This is a genomic window from Streptomyces sp. NPDC015130, assembly GCF_043080005.1.
GTDB lineage: Bacteria > Actinomycetota > Actinomycetes > Streptomycetales > Streptomycetaceae > Streptomyces.
On record NZ_JBIBVC010000030.1, the window covers coordinates 15994 to 30941 of the forward strand.

Below are 14948 nucleotides of genomic sequence, written 5' to 3' on the forward strand. Positions count from 1 at the left end.
GCAGCACGGTGAGGCAACCGATTTCCGCGCCGGTCACAGCCACTCGTTGATGGCCGCAACGAGGACGGTCGCCTCATAGGGGACCGCGAGTTTGTCGTATCTCGTGGCCACCGCCCGGTTCCTCTTGAGGCGGTTGATGCCGCACTCGACTGCGTGGCGCTCCTTGTAGTCCTCCGAGTCGAACTTCGGCGGTCGGCCGCCGTGTGAGCCGCGCTTCTTGCGGTTGCGGGCCTGGTCAGCCTTGTCCGGGATCGTGCAGCGGATGCCACGTCGCCGCAGATAGGCGCGGTTCTTGCGGGAAGCGTAGGCCTTGTCGGCCCGTACCCGGCGGGGACGAACGCGCGGTCTGCCCGGCCCCAGCCGCGCGACCCGGATGCGTCCCAGAACGACCTCGAACTGCGGGGAATCGCCGCACTGCCCAGCCGTGATCACGATCGACATGGGCTTCTGGCCCTGCTCGACAGCGAGGTGCAGCTTGGTGGTCAGGCCGCCGCGCGAGCGTCCGAGCCCGTGGTCAGCCGGTTCGCTGGCAACACCGCCGGGCGGCTCCTTCTGTAGATCCCCCTTTTCCGTGCCCCGGCGGCGTGCCGGTGGGCCCGGCACACCGTGGAGTCGACGTTGATGTCCCAGGTGATCAGGTCCTTCGCGTCCGCGCGGGCCTGAAGTGCGGCGAAGATCCACTGCCACGTGCCATCGCGCTGCCAACGCCGGAACAAGTCGTACACCCTGCCCCACGGCCCGTACTCGGCAGGTACATCCCGCCAGGGGATGCCGGTGCGGACCCGAAACCGTATGCCGTCGATCAGCTGCCGCCGGGTCCATAGCGGCGGTCGGCCGGGCTTGGCACCCTTCGGCAGCAACGCCTCCAGCACCGTCCACTGCTCGTCCGTCAGGTCTCCACGCGCCACAAACCAAGATCATCCCATGCTCGAGATCCACTTCCGATACACGCCCTAGGGCCTGTCCGGCGGATCACGGCCGGGGTCGCGACGCCTGGCACGGCACCTCGCCGCGTTGCCGAAACGCCCGAATAGCTCCGCTATTAGGGCGCTCCGGCGCCTTGCGATGCACCGCACCAGACGCCGCGACCTGTCCGACCTTGATCCGCCGGACAGGCCCTAGTCGCAAACAGCCGTCGGGCCGGACCGTCCTCAGGACGGTCCGGCCCGACGGGTCAGGCGGCTCTACGAGATGACGGTCGGGTTCTCCCCCGGAAAGTCCGGCGGAAGGCCGTCAGGCTCCACCGTGCCTGTCACCAGCCCGGTGAGGTACTCGGTGAGCGTGCCGTCGTACGTCCCCCAGTACCCGTTCCGCGTCTCCACGACGACGGTCCAGGAGTCGGGGCCGTCAGGCCCGGTGCGCCAGTAGAAGTTGTCGCCCTCGGCCGAGTCTCCCCAGGGGATCAGCCCCCCGGGCTCCGGGTACGGGACGTACCCCTCGGTCATCTCCTCCTCATGCAGTTCGGCGAGCGACCGCAATGTCTCCTTCATCCCTCGCACGAAACCGACTTCCTCCCCGGGGTCGGGGAGATGGACGCTCAGAAAGTCGGCCATGATGAACGCCGGGTACCGCTCGGAAAGCTCCACGAAGTCCTGGGGAAGACCGGTTCCGAGTTCAGCCGAAACAACACCCCAGTTCAACGTCCTCGGCTGCGCGGCCTTGATGGGACCGAGCGCCGGAACGACTTCTTCGAGTCTGTGGATCTTCAACACGTCACCTGCGGGGTCGGGATGTTCTTGATATTCACTGAGAACAGTCTCGAATTCTTCTGCGTGAAGGCGTCCATCTGTATCGCTGTGGGGATGTTTTCGCGGCCGTTCCCATACTCCAGCTTACCGAAATAGAGGACCGGTTCAGACGTGAGGGCCTTCGCCATCCGATTCTCGCATCTCCTCATGTCGGGGGTGTTCATCTGCTGGAAGCCCGTGAAGATGTTCTCCTTGATCCAGTCCCCGTGGAACCTGTCACCGAGTATGTGACTGCGATTGAAAGCGTACTTCTTGCCCCCCCGTTCCTGTTCGGAGACGAACCCCGGGGGCTCCCAGGTCCCCTTGCGGGGGCCGCGTGAGTTCTTGGGCTTCAGGTCACCGGGGCAGATGAGTGCGGCCACACCCGTCGGCGTCTCCCGGTCCGCCCCCTCGATGGTCCTCGCCGTGACCGTGGGCATGTAACGGAAGCGCTCGGACCTGTCCCGGTCGCACGGGTTCTGGCCGCCGTTGGGCGCGCTGACCCCCGCGTCCGGGTTGTTGTACATCTCGGCGGCCTGTTCGGGGGTGAATCCGAACGTCAGCATCATCTCCTGGAAGTCCTCCTGGGAGAACTGCTTCATGTACCCCGCGTCGAGCGTCCAGCGGGAGTCGCCGGTGCCCCAGTCGAACTCGGGTTGCCGTGCCGGAGCCGGGTTGTTCGGGTTCTGAGCGATGATCTTGACGATGTTGACCACGGTCTTGCCGAGGGCACCACCACCAGGCCCACGGCCCTTGCCGGGTCCACGACCAGGACCAGGACCGGGACCCGGGCCGGGGCCACGGCCACCACCGCAGTTCCGGGTGCACGCTCCCGAGGCCGCGTTGCTGCTGTACGCCCAACTGCCCACACTGCTCTGGGTGCCGATGTAGGGGCCTTGGTAGACGCCTGTCAACGCCCAGCTGCCGGCCGAGGTGGCCGCCGCGTTCATCGCCTGGTTTCGCCGGTACTGGTCCACGACCAGCCCGGTGCCCGTGACGGCCGTGGCCCCGGCGACCCACCAGAGCGCGGTTTCCGCGCTGATGCCACCCGCGAACGCCAGGACGGCGAGACAGGGCGGGCAGTGACCGGTCGGGTCGGTCTCGTTGAGGGGGTCGGCGTTGCCGTACGTGTAGCGGTTGGCCTGGACGGACGGACTGGGGTCGATCTGCCAGGTGTCGCGGCTGGTGAAGCTTCCGATGCCGGGCTGGTACCAGCGGGAGGCCATGTTGACCTCGCCCGTGGAGGCGTCGGTCCAGCCGGACTGGTACCCCACGGCCGGGTTCGCGCCACTGGTGGCGGTCACCTTGCCGAAGGGGTCGTAGGCCCGGGAGGACGAGACCTGGGTGCCGTCCGCCGTGAGGCCGGCGACGAGGTCGGTGTGCTGGTCCGTGACCGCCAGGCGGGCCGAACCGGCTGTTCCCGTCGTCGCGCTGGCGAGCAGCGTGCCGCCGGGGGTGCGGTTGTAGCTGGTCGTACCGTCCATGACGAGGTCGTTGGTGGCGCCGTCGTAGGCGAAGGTCGCGCCTCCGTGGCTCAGGACCCGGTCGAGGGAGTCGTAGGTGAAGGTGCTGGTGCCGTTGGTGATCGTGCGCTCGAAGGCGTCCGTGGCGATCTGGCGGCTGCTGCCGCCCTCGGTCACGGTCTTCTCGGTGCCGCGGGCGCTGTAGCTGATGCTCTGGCCGCCCCACGTCTCCAGCCGGTTGCGGGAGTCGTAGGTGGCGGTGATGTCACCTCTCCTGGTCAGGTTGCCGGCCTTGTCCCACTCGAAGGCCGTCGTCGTGCCACCGACCGTCTCGGAGGTCATGCGACCCGCGAGGTCGTAGCCGTAGGTCTCGACGGCCGCCCCTGCCGTGCCGGTGGCGCTCCTCTTGACCAGCCGGTCGTCGAGGTCGTACTCGTATGCCTGACCGAGGACCTTTCCGCCCGTACCCAGCTTCGCGACACTGTCGTCCACGAGTCGGCCCAGGGCGTCGTACGTGTACGAGCGCTTCGCGCCGATGGTCCACGTGCCGCCGCCGGCGGGGCGTGCGTACTCCTCCGCGGTCGGTCGCCCGGCCGCGTCGTAGCCGCTGCGCAGCTGCGTGCCGGTGAGCGGATCGGTCGTGGTGCTGAGGCGTCCGGCCTGGTCGTAGGTGAAGCCCGTCGTGCCCGCGGCGTCGGTACGGGAGGTCAGCAGGCCGTCCGCGTCGTACCCGTAGGACGACGTGCCGGAGGGGCCGTCGGTGTTCAGGAGCTGACCGCGGTCGTTGTAGGTGTAGGTGTTGCCCGCGAGGACTCCGTCGCCGCCGAGGCCCGTGACACGGTCGGCGAGGTCGTACGACAGGCTGCGCGGCCGGGTGGCCACGGCGGTTCCGGAGCCGGTCTCACCGGTGAGGCGGCCCAGGGCGTCGTACGTCTTCTGGCGCTTGACGTTGCCCGGCAGCAGCTCGGTGAGGAGCTGTCCCGCCGCGTCGTAGACGTTCGTCCAGGTGCGGACGTCCGGGTTCCAGTGCTGCGAGGTGGCCGGTTCGATCGTGGACTCGGGCAGGCCCCACGTGTTGAACGTGTAGTACGTGGCCTTGCCGCGGCCGTCGGTCAGGCGCGTGCGGTTGCCCGCCGCGTCGTAGCCGAAGGTCGTGGTGATGGAGTCGGTGCCGGTGACCGGTTCGACCTGCTTGGTCATCCGGCCGAGGGCGTCGTAGGTGTAGGTCCGCCGGGCGCCGCCGGCGGAGACCGACGCGGTGACGTTTCCTTCGGCGTCGTACTCGGAGGACACCGAGCGCAGGACCGTCGTTCCGGTGCCGAAGTCCGACACCGTCAACGGGCTGCCGAGGACGTCGTACGCCGTGACGGTCCTGCGACCGGTGGCGTCCGTGGACTCGGTCTTGCGGCCGAGGCCGTCGTAGGCGGACCGGGTGATGCCGCCGAGCGGGTCGGTGACGGTCAGCGCCTCACCCGCGGTGTTGTACGTCGTCGCCGTCCGGCGGCCGCCCGGGGTCGTCCACTCGGCCAGGTTGCCCGCGTCGTCGAGGACATAGCGGGTGACCAGGTGTTGCAGCGTCGGCTTGCGTTCGATCGTGGTGGCGGTGAGCTTGCGGCCCAGTTCGTCGTAGGTGGACTCGGTACGCGCTCCCGTCGGGTCGGTCTCGGAGAGCCGCAGACCGGTCGGGGTCGAGGTGTAGGTGGTGACGCCTCCGCCGGACAGCGCCGTGGCGGTACCGCCGAAGGTGGTGGCGCCGGGAGCCTGGAGCCCCTGGGCACCGGCGGTCGCCGGGTCCGTCCTGCTGACGAGGTTGCCCAACTGGTCGTAGGCGTACGACGTCGTACGTCCGAGCGGGTCGGTGGTGGAAGCAGGCTTCCCGAGCCTGTCGTACGTCGTGCGCCGGACAGCGGTGATCGGCGTGGCCGCGCCCGGCGCGGTGTAGTCGGGCAGCGTGACGGCGACGGGGCGGCCGAGCCTGTCGGTCTCCGTGCGGGTCACCAGGCCGCGTGCGTCACGGGTCTCGGTGACCTCGCCGAAGGTGTTGTAGCCGGACAAGGTGGTGGGCGAAGCCGCGGTGGCGGCAGCGCCGTTCTCCTCGACCTGCACCTGCGGCGCCGTCGCCTCGACCAGGCGGCCGAGCGCGTCGTAGCGGCTGGTGGCCGTGTTGCCGCGGGGGCTGACCTGCGTGACAGCCAGTCCCCTCTGGTCGAACGTGCCCGAGGTGACCCGGGTCCGGGTGCCGTCGGTGACGGTCGCCTTCCTGGTGTTGCCCGCCTCGTCGTACTCGGTCGTGGAGGTGAGCTTCCTGCCGGAGCCGTCGATCGACTGCGTCTGCTCCGTGACCCTGTTGTCACCGTCGTAGGCGAACGTCGTCACGCGGTTGAGGCCGTTCGGGTCGAAGACGCTCCGCGTCGTCCGTCCGGTGGCGTCGACCGTGTCGACCGTCGTACGGCCGCCGCTCTCGGTCCGGGAGACCGCGTTGCCCGCGCCGTCGTACACCGTCGACTCCAGGACGATGTCCTTCGTGGAGCCGTTCGCCTGGGTGACCCGCCTCGCCGTCCTTGAGGCCTGTAGACCGTCGTCGTAATAGGTGAAGGCGGTCGTGGCACCCATCGCGTCGGTCGTCGAGGCCAGCCGGCCCGCCGGGTCGTACGCGTGGGAGACCAGGACCAGGTCACGGGACTGGCCGGACGGATCGCCCGTCCAGTCCTTCAGGACCGACTCGGCCGGCAGCCCGCGCTGGGTGAACGCGTGCGTGATCACGTTGCCCGCGGGATCCGTCTCACGGATCACCCGGCCCAGCGCGTCATGGACGAAGACCGACTCGTTGCCCGCCGCGTCCGTGACGCTCTCGTTCAGGCCGAGGGCGTTGTAGCGGTACGTGGTGGTGCGGGTGGCGTCGCCGCCGGTGGTGTCCTCCGTCGACTCGGTGAGCAGCTGCCCGTCGGCGTCGTACGTGCGGGAGACCTTCGCGGTGTGCGTGACACCCGTGATCTCGTTCTTGACCCCGGGGCCCGTCTCCGAGGAGACACGCGACATGGCGTCATGGGTGAAGGTACGGGTGACACCCGCCGGGTGGGCGTCGGAGACCTCGGTCTCTGTCAGCTTCCGGCCGATGGCGTCGTACGTGTACGACGTGACCAGCCCGCCGGGCGCCGTCGACTTCGCCACGTCACCGCTCGCGAAGTACGCGTAGGAGGTGGTGGCCCCGCCAGGGGTCTTCTGGGTGGCGACCAGCCCTCGCGGGGTGGTGCCGCCGCCCACGGCCGGCTCGCTGCCGGTCGTGTAGGTGGTGACGACCGCGCGGCCGTCCGCCAGCGTCACCGCGTCGGTCAGACCGAGCGTGGTGTACGAGGTGGTGGTCCGGTAGCGGTTGTCGCCCGGGCCGGTGGACCGACCGTCACGGACGGCCACCTGCTTGCCGTTGCGCGGGTCCAGCGGGTCGGAGGCGTTGTGGTAGTACTCCGCGAACGAGGTCCAGCAGGAGTTCGCGTCCCGGCAGGTCGTGGTCGAGACGGTGTTTCCGCGCTCGTCGTGACCGGTGACGGTCGCGTGACCGTTGGGGTCGGTGACCGTGTGGAGGAAGCCGCCGACGTCGTACGAGAAGGTCGTGACCCCGCCGTCCGCGTCCGTGGACGCCGTCGGGCGCTGGCCGCGGACCGCGTCGAAGGTGCTGCTGGTCTTCGCGCCCGTCGGGTCGGTGACCGTGACGGTCGAGGTCAGCGAGGAACCCGAGGCGTGGGTACGCGCGCTGTGGTGCCGGGCGACCTGGTCACCGCTGAGGGTGCGCGGGTAGACGGCGACCTCGTCGATGCGACCGGTGAAGTACTGCACTCCGTCGCCCGGGGACGCGGGCCACCACTTGGTGTGGCCGGCGCCGATGTACGTGCGCTGGTTGGTCTCGTGGGTGACCGGAACGGTGGTGGTCTGGGCGACCTGCGCACCGTCGAGGTACAGCGTGTGGGTGGGCCCTTGCGCCGTCACGACGGCGTGGTGCCACTCGTTGTCCGTGACGGTGTTCGGCGACGTGTTGGTCGCGCCCACACCTCGGGTGAAGTACTGGCCGTGGAGTTTGTTGTCCGAGCCGACGTAGAGTACCGGCGCGTAGGAGAGGGCATCCGGGAGCGGCTTCTCCTGGTCGCTGAAGAGCACACCCGGCTTGGTGGTCCTGAACCACAGCTCGACCGACAGGTCGGTGTTCGGCAGGTGGCCGCCCACGAGTTCGGCGTACCCGTCGCCCGAGAACTCCGCCGCGGAACCGTCGCCGGGCCCGAAGGCCCCGGTGGCCCCGGGAGTCGCCTTGGTGTAGGTGCCGTGGGCACCGGCCGCGGCGACCTTGTTCAGGACGGTCGTGCCGCCGGGCTCGTTCAGCTGCCAGTAGCCGGAGGGGGCGTCCGCCATGACGGCACCCTGGTACTGGTCCCCGCTGCCGGTGACGAGACGGTTGCGCGCCTTGTAGTGGTCCGCGACGGTCTGGGCGTCCAGTTCCTTCGTGTAGAAGGCGGCTTCGTCGAGCCGGCCGTTGAAGTAGCGGGTGGCACGGGCCTGCCCGTCCCACTCCTCACTGGAGTAGCCGCCGCCGAGGTAGGCGTGCGCGAGGGTCTCCGGCTTGACGACACCGGCCTTGGAACCGATCTTGGCGCCGTCGAGGTACAGCGACTGACCGGTCGGCCCGCCGGTGATGACCACGTGGTGCCACGCGTTGTCGGCGACCTTCACACCACCCATGACCGGCCAGCCCGCGGACGGGCCGTCCCACAGGTGGCCGCGGAGCTTGCCCTCCCCGTCGACGAGGAGACTCGCGTTCCACATCGTCGGGGTGGTCCCGAGTTCGGCGTTCTGCAGGCCGAGCAGGACACCGTTGGGCTTGTCCGTCTTGAACCACAGTTCGACGGAGAGCGAGGAGGCACCACCGATCGACTCGGCCGGTACGGAGATCGCGCCCTTGGACCCGTCGAGGGTCACCGCGCCGTCGTCGCCGTCGAGGAAGGCGCCGACCCCACCGAGGGTGACCCCGTCCCGATAGGAGCCGTTGCCTCCGGCTGATATCTCGTCGACCGCCGCGGCGCCGCTGCTGTCACCCAGGCGCCAGTAGTTGACGGGGTTCGCGCTCCGGACGGCGTCCGAGTAGGCCTGGGAGCCCGACGCGTAGCGGGGCGCCGAGATCTGCCACACGCCGCCGCGCTCGTCGGTGACCTTGGTGGCACGCTCGGTGTCGCCGTCGTACTCGACGCGTCCGCCGACGCGGCCTGAGGGCAGGGTGACCTTGGAGAGCTTCGAGGACCCTGCACGGGCCGCGTGGTGCGCGCGCACGGAGCCCGCGTCGAGGGCGCGGTGGTAGACCGCGACCTCGTCCATCAGCCCCTTGTAGTACCGGGTGCCGTAGGTGCCGGCGCCGTCCCACGTGTGGTCGGTGAAGCCGCCGCCGAGGTAGGTGTACGTCTTGACGGAGTGGCTGACGGGACCGGTGAGGGTGCCGACGGCCTGGCCGTCCAGGTAGAGCGTCTGACCGGTGCCGGTGCTGGTGAGCACGGCGTGGTGCCAGGCGTTGTCGGTGACGGTGGCCGCGGAGGTCATCGGGGTGAGGCCGCCGTCGGCCTTCTCGAACGCTCCGCGCAGCTTGCCGGCCGAGTCGACGGCCAGCACCGGGTTGTAGACGTTGGGGTGCGTCGTGCCCAGCGGGTCGTCCTGGAAGCCGACGAGAACTCCGTTCGGAGTGTCCGTCTTGAACCACAGTTCCACCGACAGCACGGTCGAGGAGGCCAGGGTCGACTCCGGCAGCTCCACCGAGGAGTTGACGCCGTTGAAGGAGGCGGCCTTGTTGCCCGTGCCGTTCAGGGCCCCGGCGCCGCCGAGCGTGACATCACGGAAGTGCCCGGCGTTCATGCCGGTGCGGGAGACAGCCTCGCTCTGCGCGGCCTCGCCCTCGCTCTCGCCCAGCCGCCAGTAGGCCACCGGGTCGGCGTCCTGCACCATGCCCCGGTAGTGGGAGCCGCCGGTGTACTCGTACACCGTGCACGCGGTGGTGGACGAAGGCGGGCAGACCTTGCTCAGCAGGTCGCCTTGGTAGGTGTACGACCAGACGAGAGCCGGTGCGGACGGACCGACGGCGTCGGTGGAGACGGAGGCGACGTGCGCACCGCTCCAGGTGAACCTCAGCGCCCGCTGCGACAGCGCGTCGGTGGCCTTGGTCAGCTTGCCGCCGGTGTAGGTGAGCAGCTGCTCACGGTCGTGACCGTCCTTGATCCTGGTCAGCAGACCGGTCGCGTCGAAGGAGTACAGCGTCGCGGACGCGTCGCGCAGCGTCCAGCCGCCGCCGTCCACGGACGTCAGCACGCCCATCGAACCGGAGGGTGCGCTGTACGTGCCGTCGCTGTTCCTGCCGAAGCGGACCTGAGCACCGTTCGCAAGGGTGATCACGACGCTGCCGTCGGGTTCGGCGGCGGCCCGCATGTCCCAGCGGGTCGCCCAGCCGGCGCCGAAGGCACCGGTCTTGCGCGGGTCCTGCGAGTTGTACGTGCGGACGACCGCCAACTCGGGGCCGATCGTGGGCACGGAGGCGTCGGTGGCGGCGGTCACGTAGTTGCCGGACCGCTCGCCGAACGTCCGGCCGTTGTCGGCGCCGCCCAGGTGGGAGGTGATGACCGGCTGCGGGACCTGCGTGGTGAGGATCGAGGGCGCGGTCCGGGCCGACTGGTCCTTGCCGTCGTTGGCGTACGCGTACCAGGCGTAGGTCTTCGCCCAGCTCAGCCAGCCCGCCGGTACGGTCCAGCTCGGCGAGGCCGCGTGGGTGTTGCCCCTGCAGTTCTTCCGCGTGTCCTTCCCTTCGACCTCGCACACCTCGAACTGGTACGTCAGCCCGCTGGGGTACTTGTCATGGTCGTTGGCCGAGGCCCACAGCGTCGGATTGAGGGTGTCGACGAGCGTGCCGCTCGGCGGACTCGCCCCGGTGACGTACGGCACCGCGTTGGTGGCCTCCACGCGCATCGCGGCGGCGGGAACGCCCTGTGAGGCGAAGGAGTTGACCTGGTACTCGTCCATCGTCCAGGCGATCGCGTACGTACCCGGTGCGAGTGGCGCGATGTGGGCGTCCAGCGTGACCGAGGCGCCAGGGGCCACGTCGTAGGGCATGTCGGTCCAGCGGATCTTGGACCAGTAGTCGCCTCCGACCTGATTCCCGTGGCCGTCGTACAGGTCGTAGCGCAGCTTGAAGTTGCTGTTCTTGGGCCAGGTCTGCTGGCCCTGGTTGGTGACGGTGACCTTGAAGACGCCCTCGGAGGTGGCGGTGATGGGCGCGACGAAGTGGCCGAGCTGGTAGCTCGCGCCGTACTTGGTCCACGAGACATCGAGGCTGGGCACGCCGCTGCCGTCGTCCGAGTGGAACTGCTTCCAGCTCTTGGAGTCGTCCGTGGCCGCCTTGACCGCCAGGCCGTAGTTCGCCTTCCGGCCGTGCGTCCAGTCGTCGACGAGCTGACGTCCCTCACTGCCGAGGGGGATGCTCTCCCAGGCCGGGGCGCAGGACCACGTCTCGGTGCCGGTGGGACGCCAGCCGTGGGCGAAGCTCTTCGAGCCGAGTGCCGGACCCGTGGCGGGACCGGGGAAGACGGAGGTACTGCCTTCGGACCAGTTCGACGTGATCGGGTGGACGGTCACGGGGCGCGCGGTGCACGACTGGGACCAGGAGTTGTACAGCGCCAGATTGGCGCTGATCACCCAGGCGTTCTTCAGGCTTCCGGTGTTCAGCCCGTCGAAGCGAAGGAAGCTCGCGGCCTTGTGGCCACCGCCGTCGTACGTGCCGACCTTGAGCACGTCGGCACTGGAGAAGTTGGTGTTGTAGGGCGATTCGACGTACGTGCCCGAGGTCGCCTTGACCCCGGTCACCGATGGGTCGACCTTGACGGGGTAGACCCGCTGGGGGTCCGCGAGCCACTCACGGTCAAGGGAGACGACCAGCGTCTGACGGCCCCCGCGGCTCTCCAGGCGGTAGGTGACCCCGGAGGAGATGGCGCCTTCGGCGGCGTTCTCCGTGTGCCGTGAGTCCTCCATCCAACCTGCCGGCATGGTGGCCTGCTGCCGCCCGGAGGCATCGGTGAAGACGACACCGCCGTGGCCGTCCAGCTTGGCGGTGAGGCCGTTCAGGACGAGAGGGAAGCGCCACTCGGTCGGAGCGGACCGGTCCTTGAGGACCAGCGTCTCCTTGACCGAGTCACTGCCCGCGACGAGCTGCACGTCCGCGGCGGGACGGACCTCCGGGTAGGTGATCGTGCTGCCTGTGGCCTCACCGATGGAGTGGGAGGCGCCCTCGACGGAGTACCCGAGCGAGGCGGTGTCGTTCACGCCGATACGTACCAGGGGCGCGGCGTCGGCGTACGCACCCAGGGCGATCCTGTTCTCGGAGGACGTGGGCTGCCAGGCGGGAGTCGCGGCCGCTCCGCCGGGCGGCGTCACCGCGGTCCGGCTCTGGGTGAGCCGGGAGTCGATGCCCTTCCACTTGCCGTCCCGGCCAAGGAAGTTGACCGGCTCGTTGTAGAACCGGGTGGTGTACGTCCCGTCCTTGTTCAGGAACGTGCGAGCCTGCCTGGTGCGCTCGCCCGGCAGCTCGGCGCTGGTCTTCGGGTCGAAGCTCTTGCGCTGCGGCGTTGCGGGCGCGGCCACCTTGACGAACGGCGTCCTGGACGACGGCTTGGGCGCACCGCCCAGCCGCTGGTGCGGGGTGCCGCCGTCCGGCGGGAGTTCGCCCGGCGCCTTGAGCGCTCCGCTGCGCCCCCCTCCCGCCGTGGCGTCGGTCGCATCGCCGGAGGCGCTGTGGCCCCGGTCGCGGGCCGTTCCCCAGCCCTGCTCGGGCAGTTCGCCGGCTCCACGGCCGGATTTTGCGGTGACCCAGTTGTCCACCGCGAGTGCGGCCTGTTCTGTACCTGCCAGAACGGCCATGATGAATGCCACTAGGAGTACCAGTGGTCGCGCTGTGCGCACGGACTTCCCCCACATAGATGATCAGTGGGAATGTCCTACCGGCACACACAGCATACTCACAAAATTCGGCTTGATCTCTCGCACTCCGTCCGCAGCCCGAGGAGGGTCTTCGGCGGCTCGAAGCAGTGACAAATCGTCACATACGCGCGTCGGTACCCCTATTGATACGTGAGAAAGGTCATGAAGTTTCCAGGAACTGTCAATCCTTGTCGGCGTGCGACACCGTGCAGGGCGTCACATTCGGCCACCTCACGCGCAGTCAACGCGGAACGCGGCCCTGGACTCCTCGTGCTCTGCCTCGACGACCCGGGTGACGCCCCCACGGTCTCCGCAGGTCGTGCGCCTGTCGCGACGGGCTGTGGGGATACGGTCGGCGCCATGGAAGGTGAACGCCAGTCCTGGCTCCGGTGTCTGCTCGCCGGAGCCGTGTTCGTCGTGTGCATGGCCGGCACCACGCTGCCGACGCCGCTCTACCCCCTCTACCAGGAGAAGTTCGGCTTCTCCGAGCTGACGGTGACCGTCGTCTACGCCGTGTACGCCTTCGGGGTGATCGGCGTCCTGCTGCTCGCGGGCAACGCCTCGGACACCATCGGCAGGCGCCCGACGCTGTTCTGGGGACTCGGCTTCTCGGGGGCGAGCGCGGTCTGCTTCCTCGTCGCGGACGCCGTCGGCTGGCTGTACGCGGGCCGGCTGCTGTCCGGACTGTCCGCGGGCCTGTTCACCGGCGCCGCCACCGCCTACGTCATGGAGCTGGCCCCGCCCGGCGGCCGCTCCCGGGCGACGTTCGTGGCGACCGCCGCCAACATGGGCGGACTGGGCTGCGGCCCCCTCCTCGCCGGACTGCTCGCGGAGTACGCCCCCGAGCCCCTGCTCCTGCCGTTCGCCGTCCACCTCGGCCTCGTGGTCCTCAGCGCCGGCGTCCTGCTGCGGCTTCCCGAGACCGTACGGGAACGCCGGCCCCTGAGCGCCGTGCGGCCCCAGCGGCCCGCCCTCCCCGCCCAGGTGCGCGCGGTGTTCGTACCGGCGGCGATCGCCTCCTTCGTGGGCTTCGCCCTCTTCGGCGTGTTCACCTCCGTCAGCCCCGCCTTCCTCGCCCGCTACCTCGACGTCGACAACCACGCCGTGAGCGGCCTCGTCGTGGCCCTCGCCTTCTTCGCCTCCACCGCCGGACAGCTCGCCGTCGACCGCGTCGGCGTGGCGCGCTCCCTGCCCCTGGGATGCGCCGTGCTCTTCGCCGGACTCGCCCTCCTCGCGGTCGCGCTCTGGACGGACCTCCTCGTCTTCGTGGTCCTGGCGGCCGTCGTCGGCGGCGCGGGGCAGGGCCTCGCCTTCCGCGCCGCGCTGTCCTCCGTCGCCGCCGCGGCGCCGCCGGACCGGCGCGCGGCGGTGATCTCGACCCTCTTCGTCGTCGCGTACACCGGCATCTCGATCCCGGTCATCGGCGTGGGACTCCTCGCCGACCCGCTCGGACTCGACCGGGCGGGACTGGTCTTCATCGCCTGCATGCTGCTGCTCGTCGCCTCCGCCGCCGCCTACCTGATCCGCCGGCCGGTACGGGTGGAGCACACCTGACCGCGCGTACCGGTCACCGCGCTGCCCCCGCCAGGCCCCGGCCCGCGCCCGCACCCAGGCCCAGGCCGTCCGCCAGGCGGGCCCGGTGCCAGGACGGCGGGCCGAAGAGCTGGGACGAGCCGTGCGCGCGCTTGAAGTAGCGGTGGGCGTCGTGCTCCCAGGTGATGCCGATGCCGCCGTGCAGCTGGATCATCTCGCCCGCCACCGCCGAGAACGCCTCCGAGCAGGCGGACTTGGCGGCGGCCGCGCAGCGGACCGACTCAGCCGACCCGGCCCCCTCGGCCGCCGCGAACGAGGCCCCCAGAGCGACCGAACGCGCCGACTCCACCAGGACGTACGCGTCCGCGAGCCGGTGCTTGACGGCCTGGAACGAACCGATGGGCCGGCCGAACTGGACGCGCTCCCCGGCGTAGGCGACGGTGAGTTCGAGGCAGCGCGCGGCGGCGCCGACCTGCTCGGCGGCGAGCGCCGCACAGGCCAGGTCGAGGACGTGCCGCAGCACCCGCTCGCCGTCGCCGTCCGCACCGACCAGCCGGCCCTCCGCCCCGGCGAGAGTCACCCGCGCCTGACCTCGGGACTCGTCCATCGTCACCACCGGCACCCGGTCCACCCCCGTACCGCCCACCGGCACCTCGAAGAGCGAGACCCCCGTTCCCGTCCGGGCGGCCACGAGCAGCACGTCCGCCGCGGCGCCGTCGAGGACGTGGTCCTTGACGCCGGTGAGCCGCCAGCCGCCGCCGGGCCCGGGGACGGCCTCGGCCCGGACCGCCACCGGGTCCCAGGAACCACCCTCCGCCCAGGCCAGGGCCCCCACCACCGCGCCCGAGGCCAGACCCGGCAGCAGCTCCGAGCAGACCGCGGTGTCGCCCGAGGCGAGCAGCGCCCGCACCATCAGTACCGCGGAGCCGAGGTACGGCACGGGGCTCAGCTCCCGCCCCAGCTCCTCCATCACCACATGGACCTCCAGGGCCCCACAGCCGGCGCCGCCGTACTCCTCCGGCACGGCCAGCCCCGCGACCCCGATCTGCTCGGTCAGCGGACGCCAGGCCGCGCCTTCCGCATGGCGCCCCAGCAGCGACCGTACGGCGGACCGCAGCTCCTCGTGCTCCTCCGTCAGCCTCATACGCTCTGTTCCTTTCCCACGGGTTCGACATGACCGGGCCTCGCCGCCGCCGGGTCCTCCTCCGGTCGGTGCGGAGGACACGGGGCGGGT

5 protein-coding genes are annotated in these 14948 nt (G+C 70.2%); 1 reads left to right on the top strand and 4 read right to left on the bottom strand.

Annotated features, from left to right (window positions below):
* Positions 1 to 33 precede the first annotated feature (33 nt).
* The 3 genes from ACF08F_RS36900 to ACF08F_RS36910 all read right to left on the bottom strand — a co-directional run bounded on the left by ACF08F_RS36900 (position 34) and on the right by ACF08F_RS36910 (position 12121).
* A protein-coding gene (locus ACF08F_RS36900; protein ID WP_392302929.1) for an IS5 family transposase occupies positions 34 to 908 on the bottom strand; the annotation gives its coding sequence in 2 pieces (ribosomal slippage) (positions 34 to 542 and positions 542 to 908; 876 coding nt in all).
* A gap of 276 nt (positions 909 to 1184) precedes the next feature.
* Positions 1185 to 1712 (bottom strand): hypothetical protein, encoded by a 528-nt coding sequence (locus ACF08F_RS36905; RefSeq protein ID WP_392302930.1) that lies wholly within the window; start codon positions 1710 to 1712, stop codon positions 1185 to 1187.
* The gene (locus ACF08F_RS36910) at positions 1706 to 12121 is read right to left on the bottom strand and encodes a LamG-like jellyroll fold domain-containing protein (protein WP_392302931.1); all 10416 of its coding nucleotides are present in this window, start codon (positions 12119 to 12121) and stop codon (positions 1706 to 1708) included. Before ACF08F_RS36910 ends, ACF08F_RS36905 begins: the two co-directional genes overlap by 7 nt.
* Before the next feature lie 420 nt (positions 12122 to 12541).
* On the opposite strand from ACF08F_RS36910, the gene ACF08F_RS36915 reads away from it, so the two are divergent.
* Positions 12542 to 13735, top strand: a complete 1194-nt coding sequence (locus ACF08F_RS36915) for an MFS transporter (RefSeq protein ID WP_392302932.1) — start codon at positions 12542 to 12544, stop codon at positions 13733 to 13735.
* A 13-nt stretch (positions 13736 to 13748) separates the two neighbouring features.
* Here the strand turns inward: ACF08F_RS36915 and ACF08F_RS36920 are convergent, their stop codons facing one another.
* The gene (locus ACF08F_RS36920; RefSeq protein WP_392302933.1) at positions 13749 to 14858 is read right to left on the bottom strand and encodes an acyl-CoA dehydrogenase family protein; all 1110 of its coding nucleotides are present in this window, start codon (positions 14856 to 14858) and stop codon (positions 13749 to 13751) included.
* Between the last annotated feature and the right edge of the window lie 90 nt (positions 14859 to 14948).

Bases quoted from the DNA above. Each gene is read 5' to 3' on its own strand.
- ACF08F_RS36910 (WP_392302931.1), bottom strand. From the start codon at position 12,121: ATGGCCGTTCTGGCAGGTACAGAACAGGCCGCACTCGCGGTGGACAAC.
- ACF08F_RS36915 (WP_392302932.1), top strand. From the start codon at position 12,542: ATGGAAGGTGAACGCCAGTCCTGGCTCCGGTGTCTGCTCGCCGGAGCC.
- ACF08F_RS36920 (WP_392302933.1), bottom strand. From the start codon at position 14,858: ATGAGGCTGACGGAGGAGCACGAGGAGCTGCGGTCCGCCGTACGGTCG.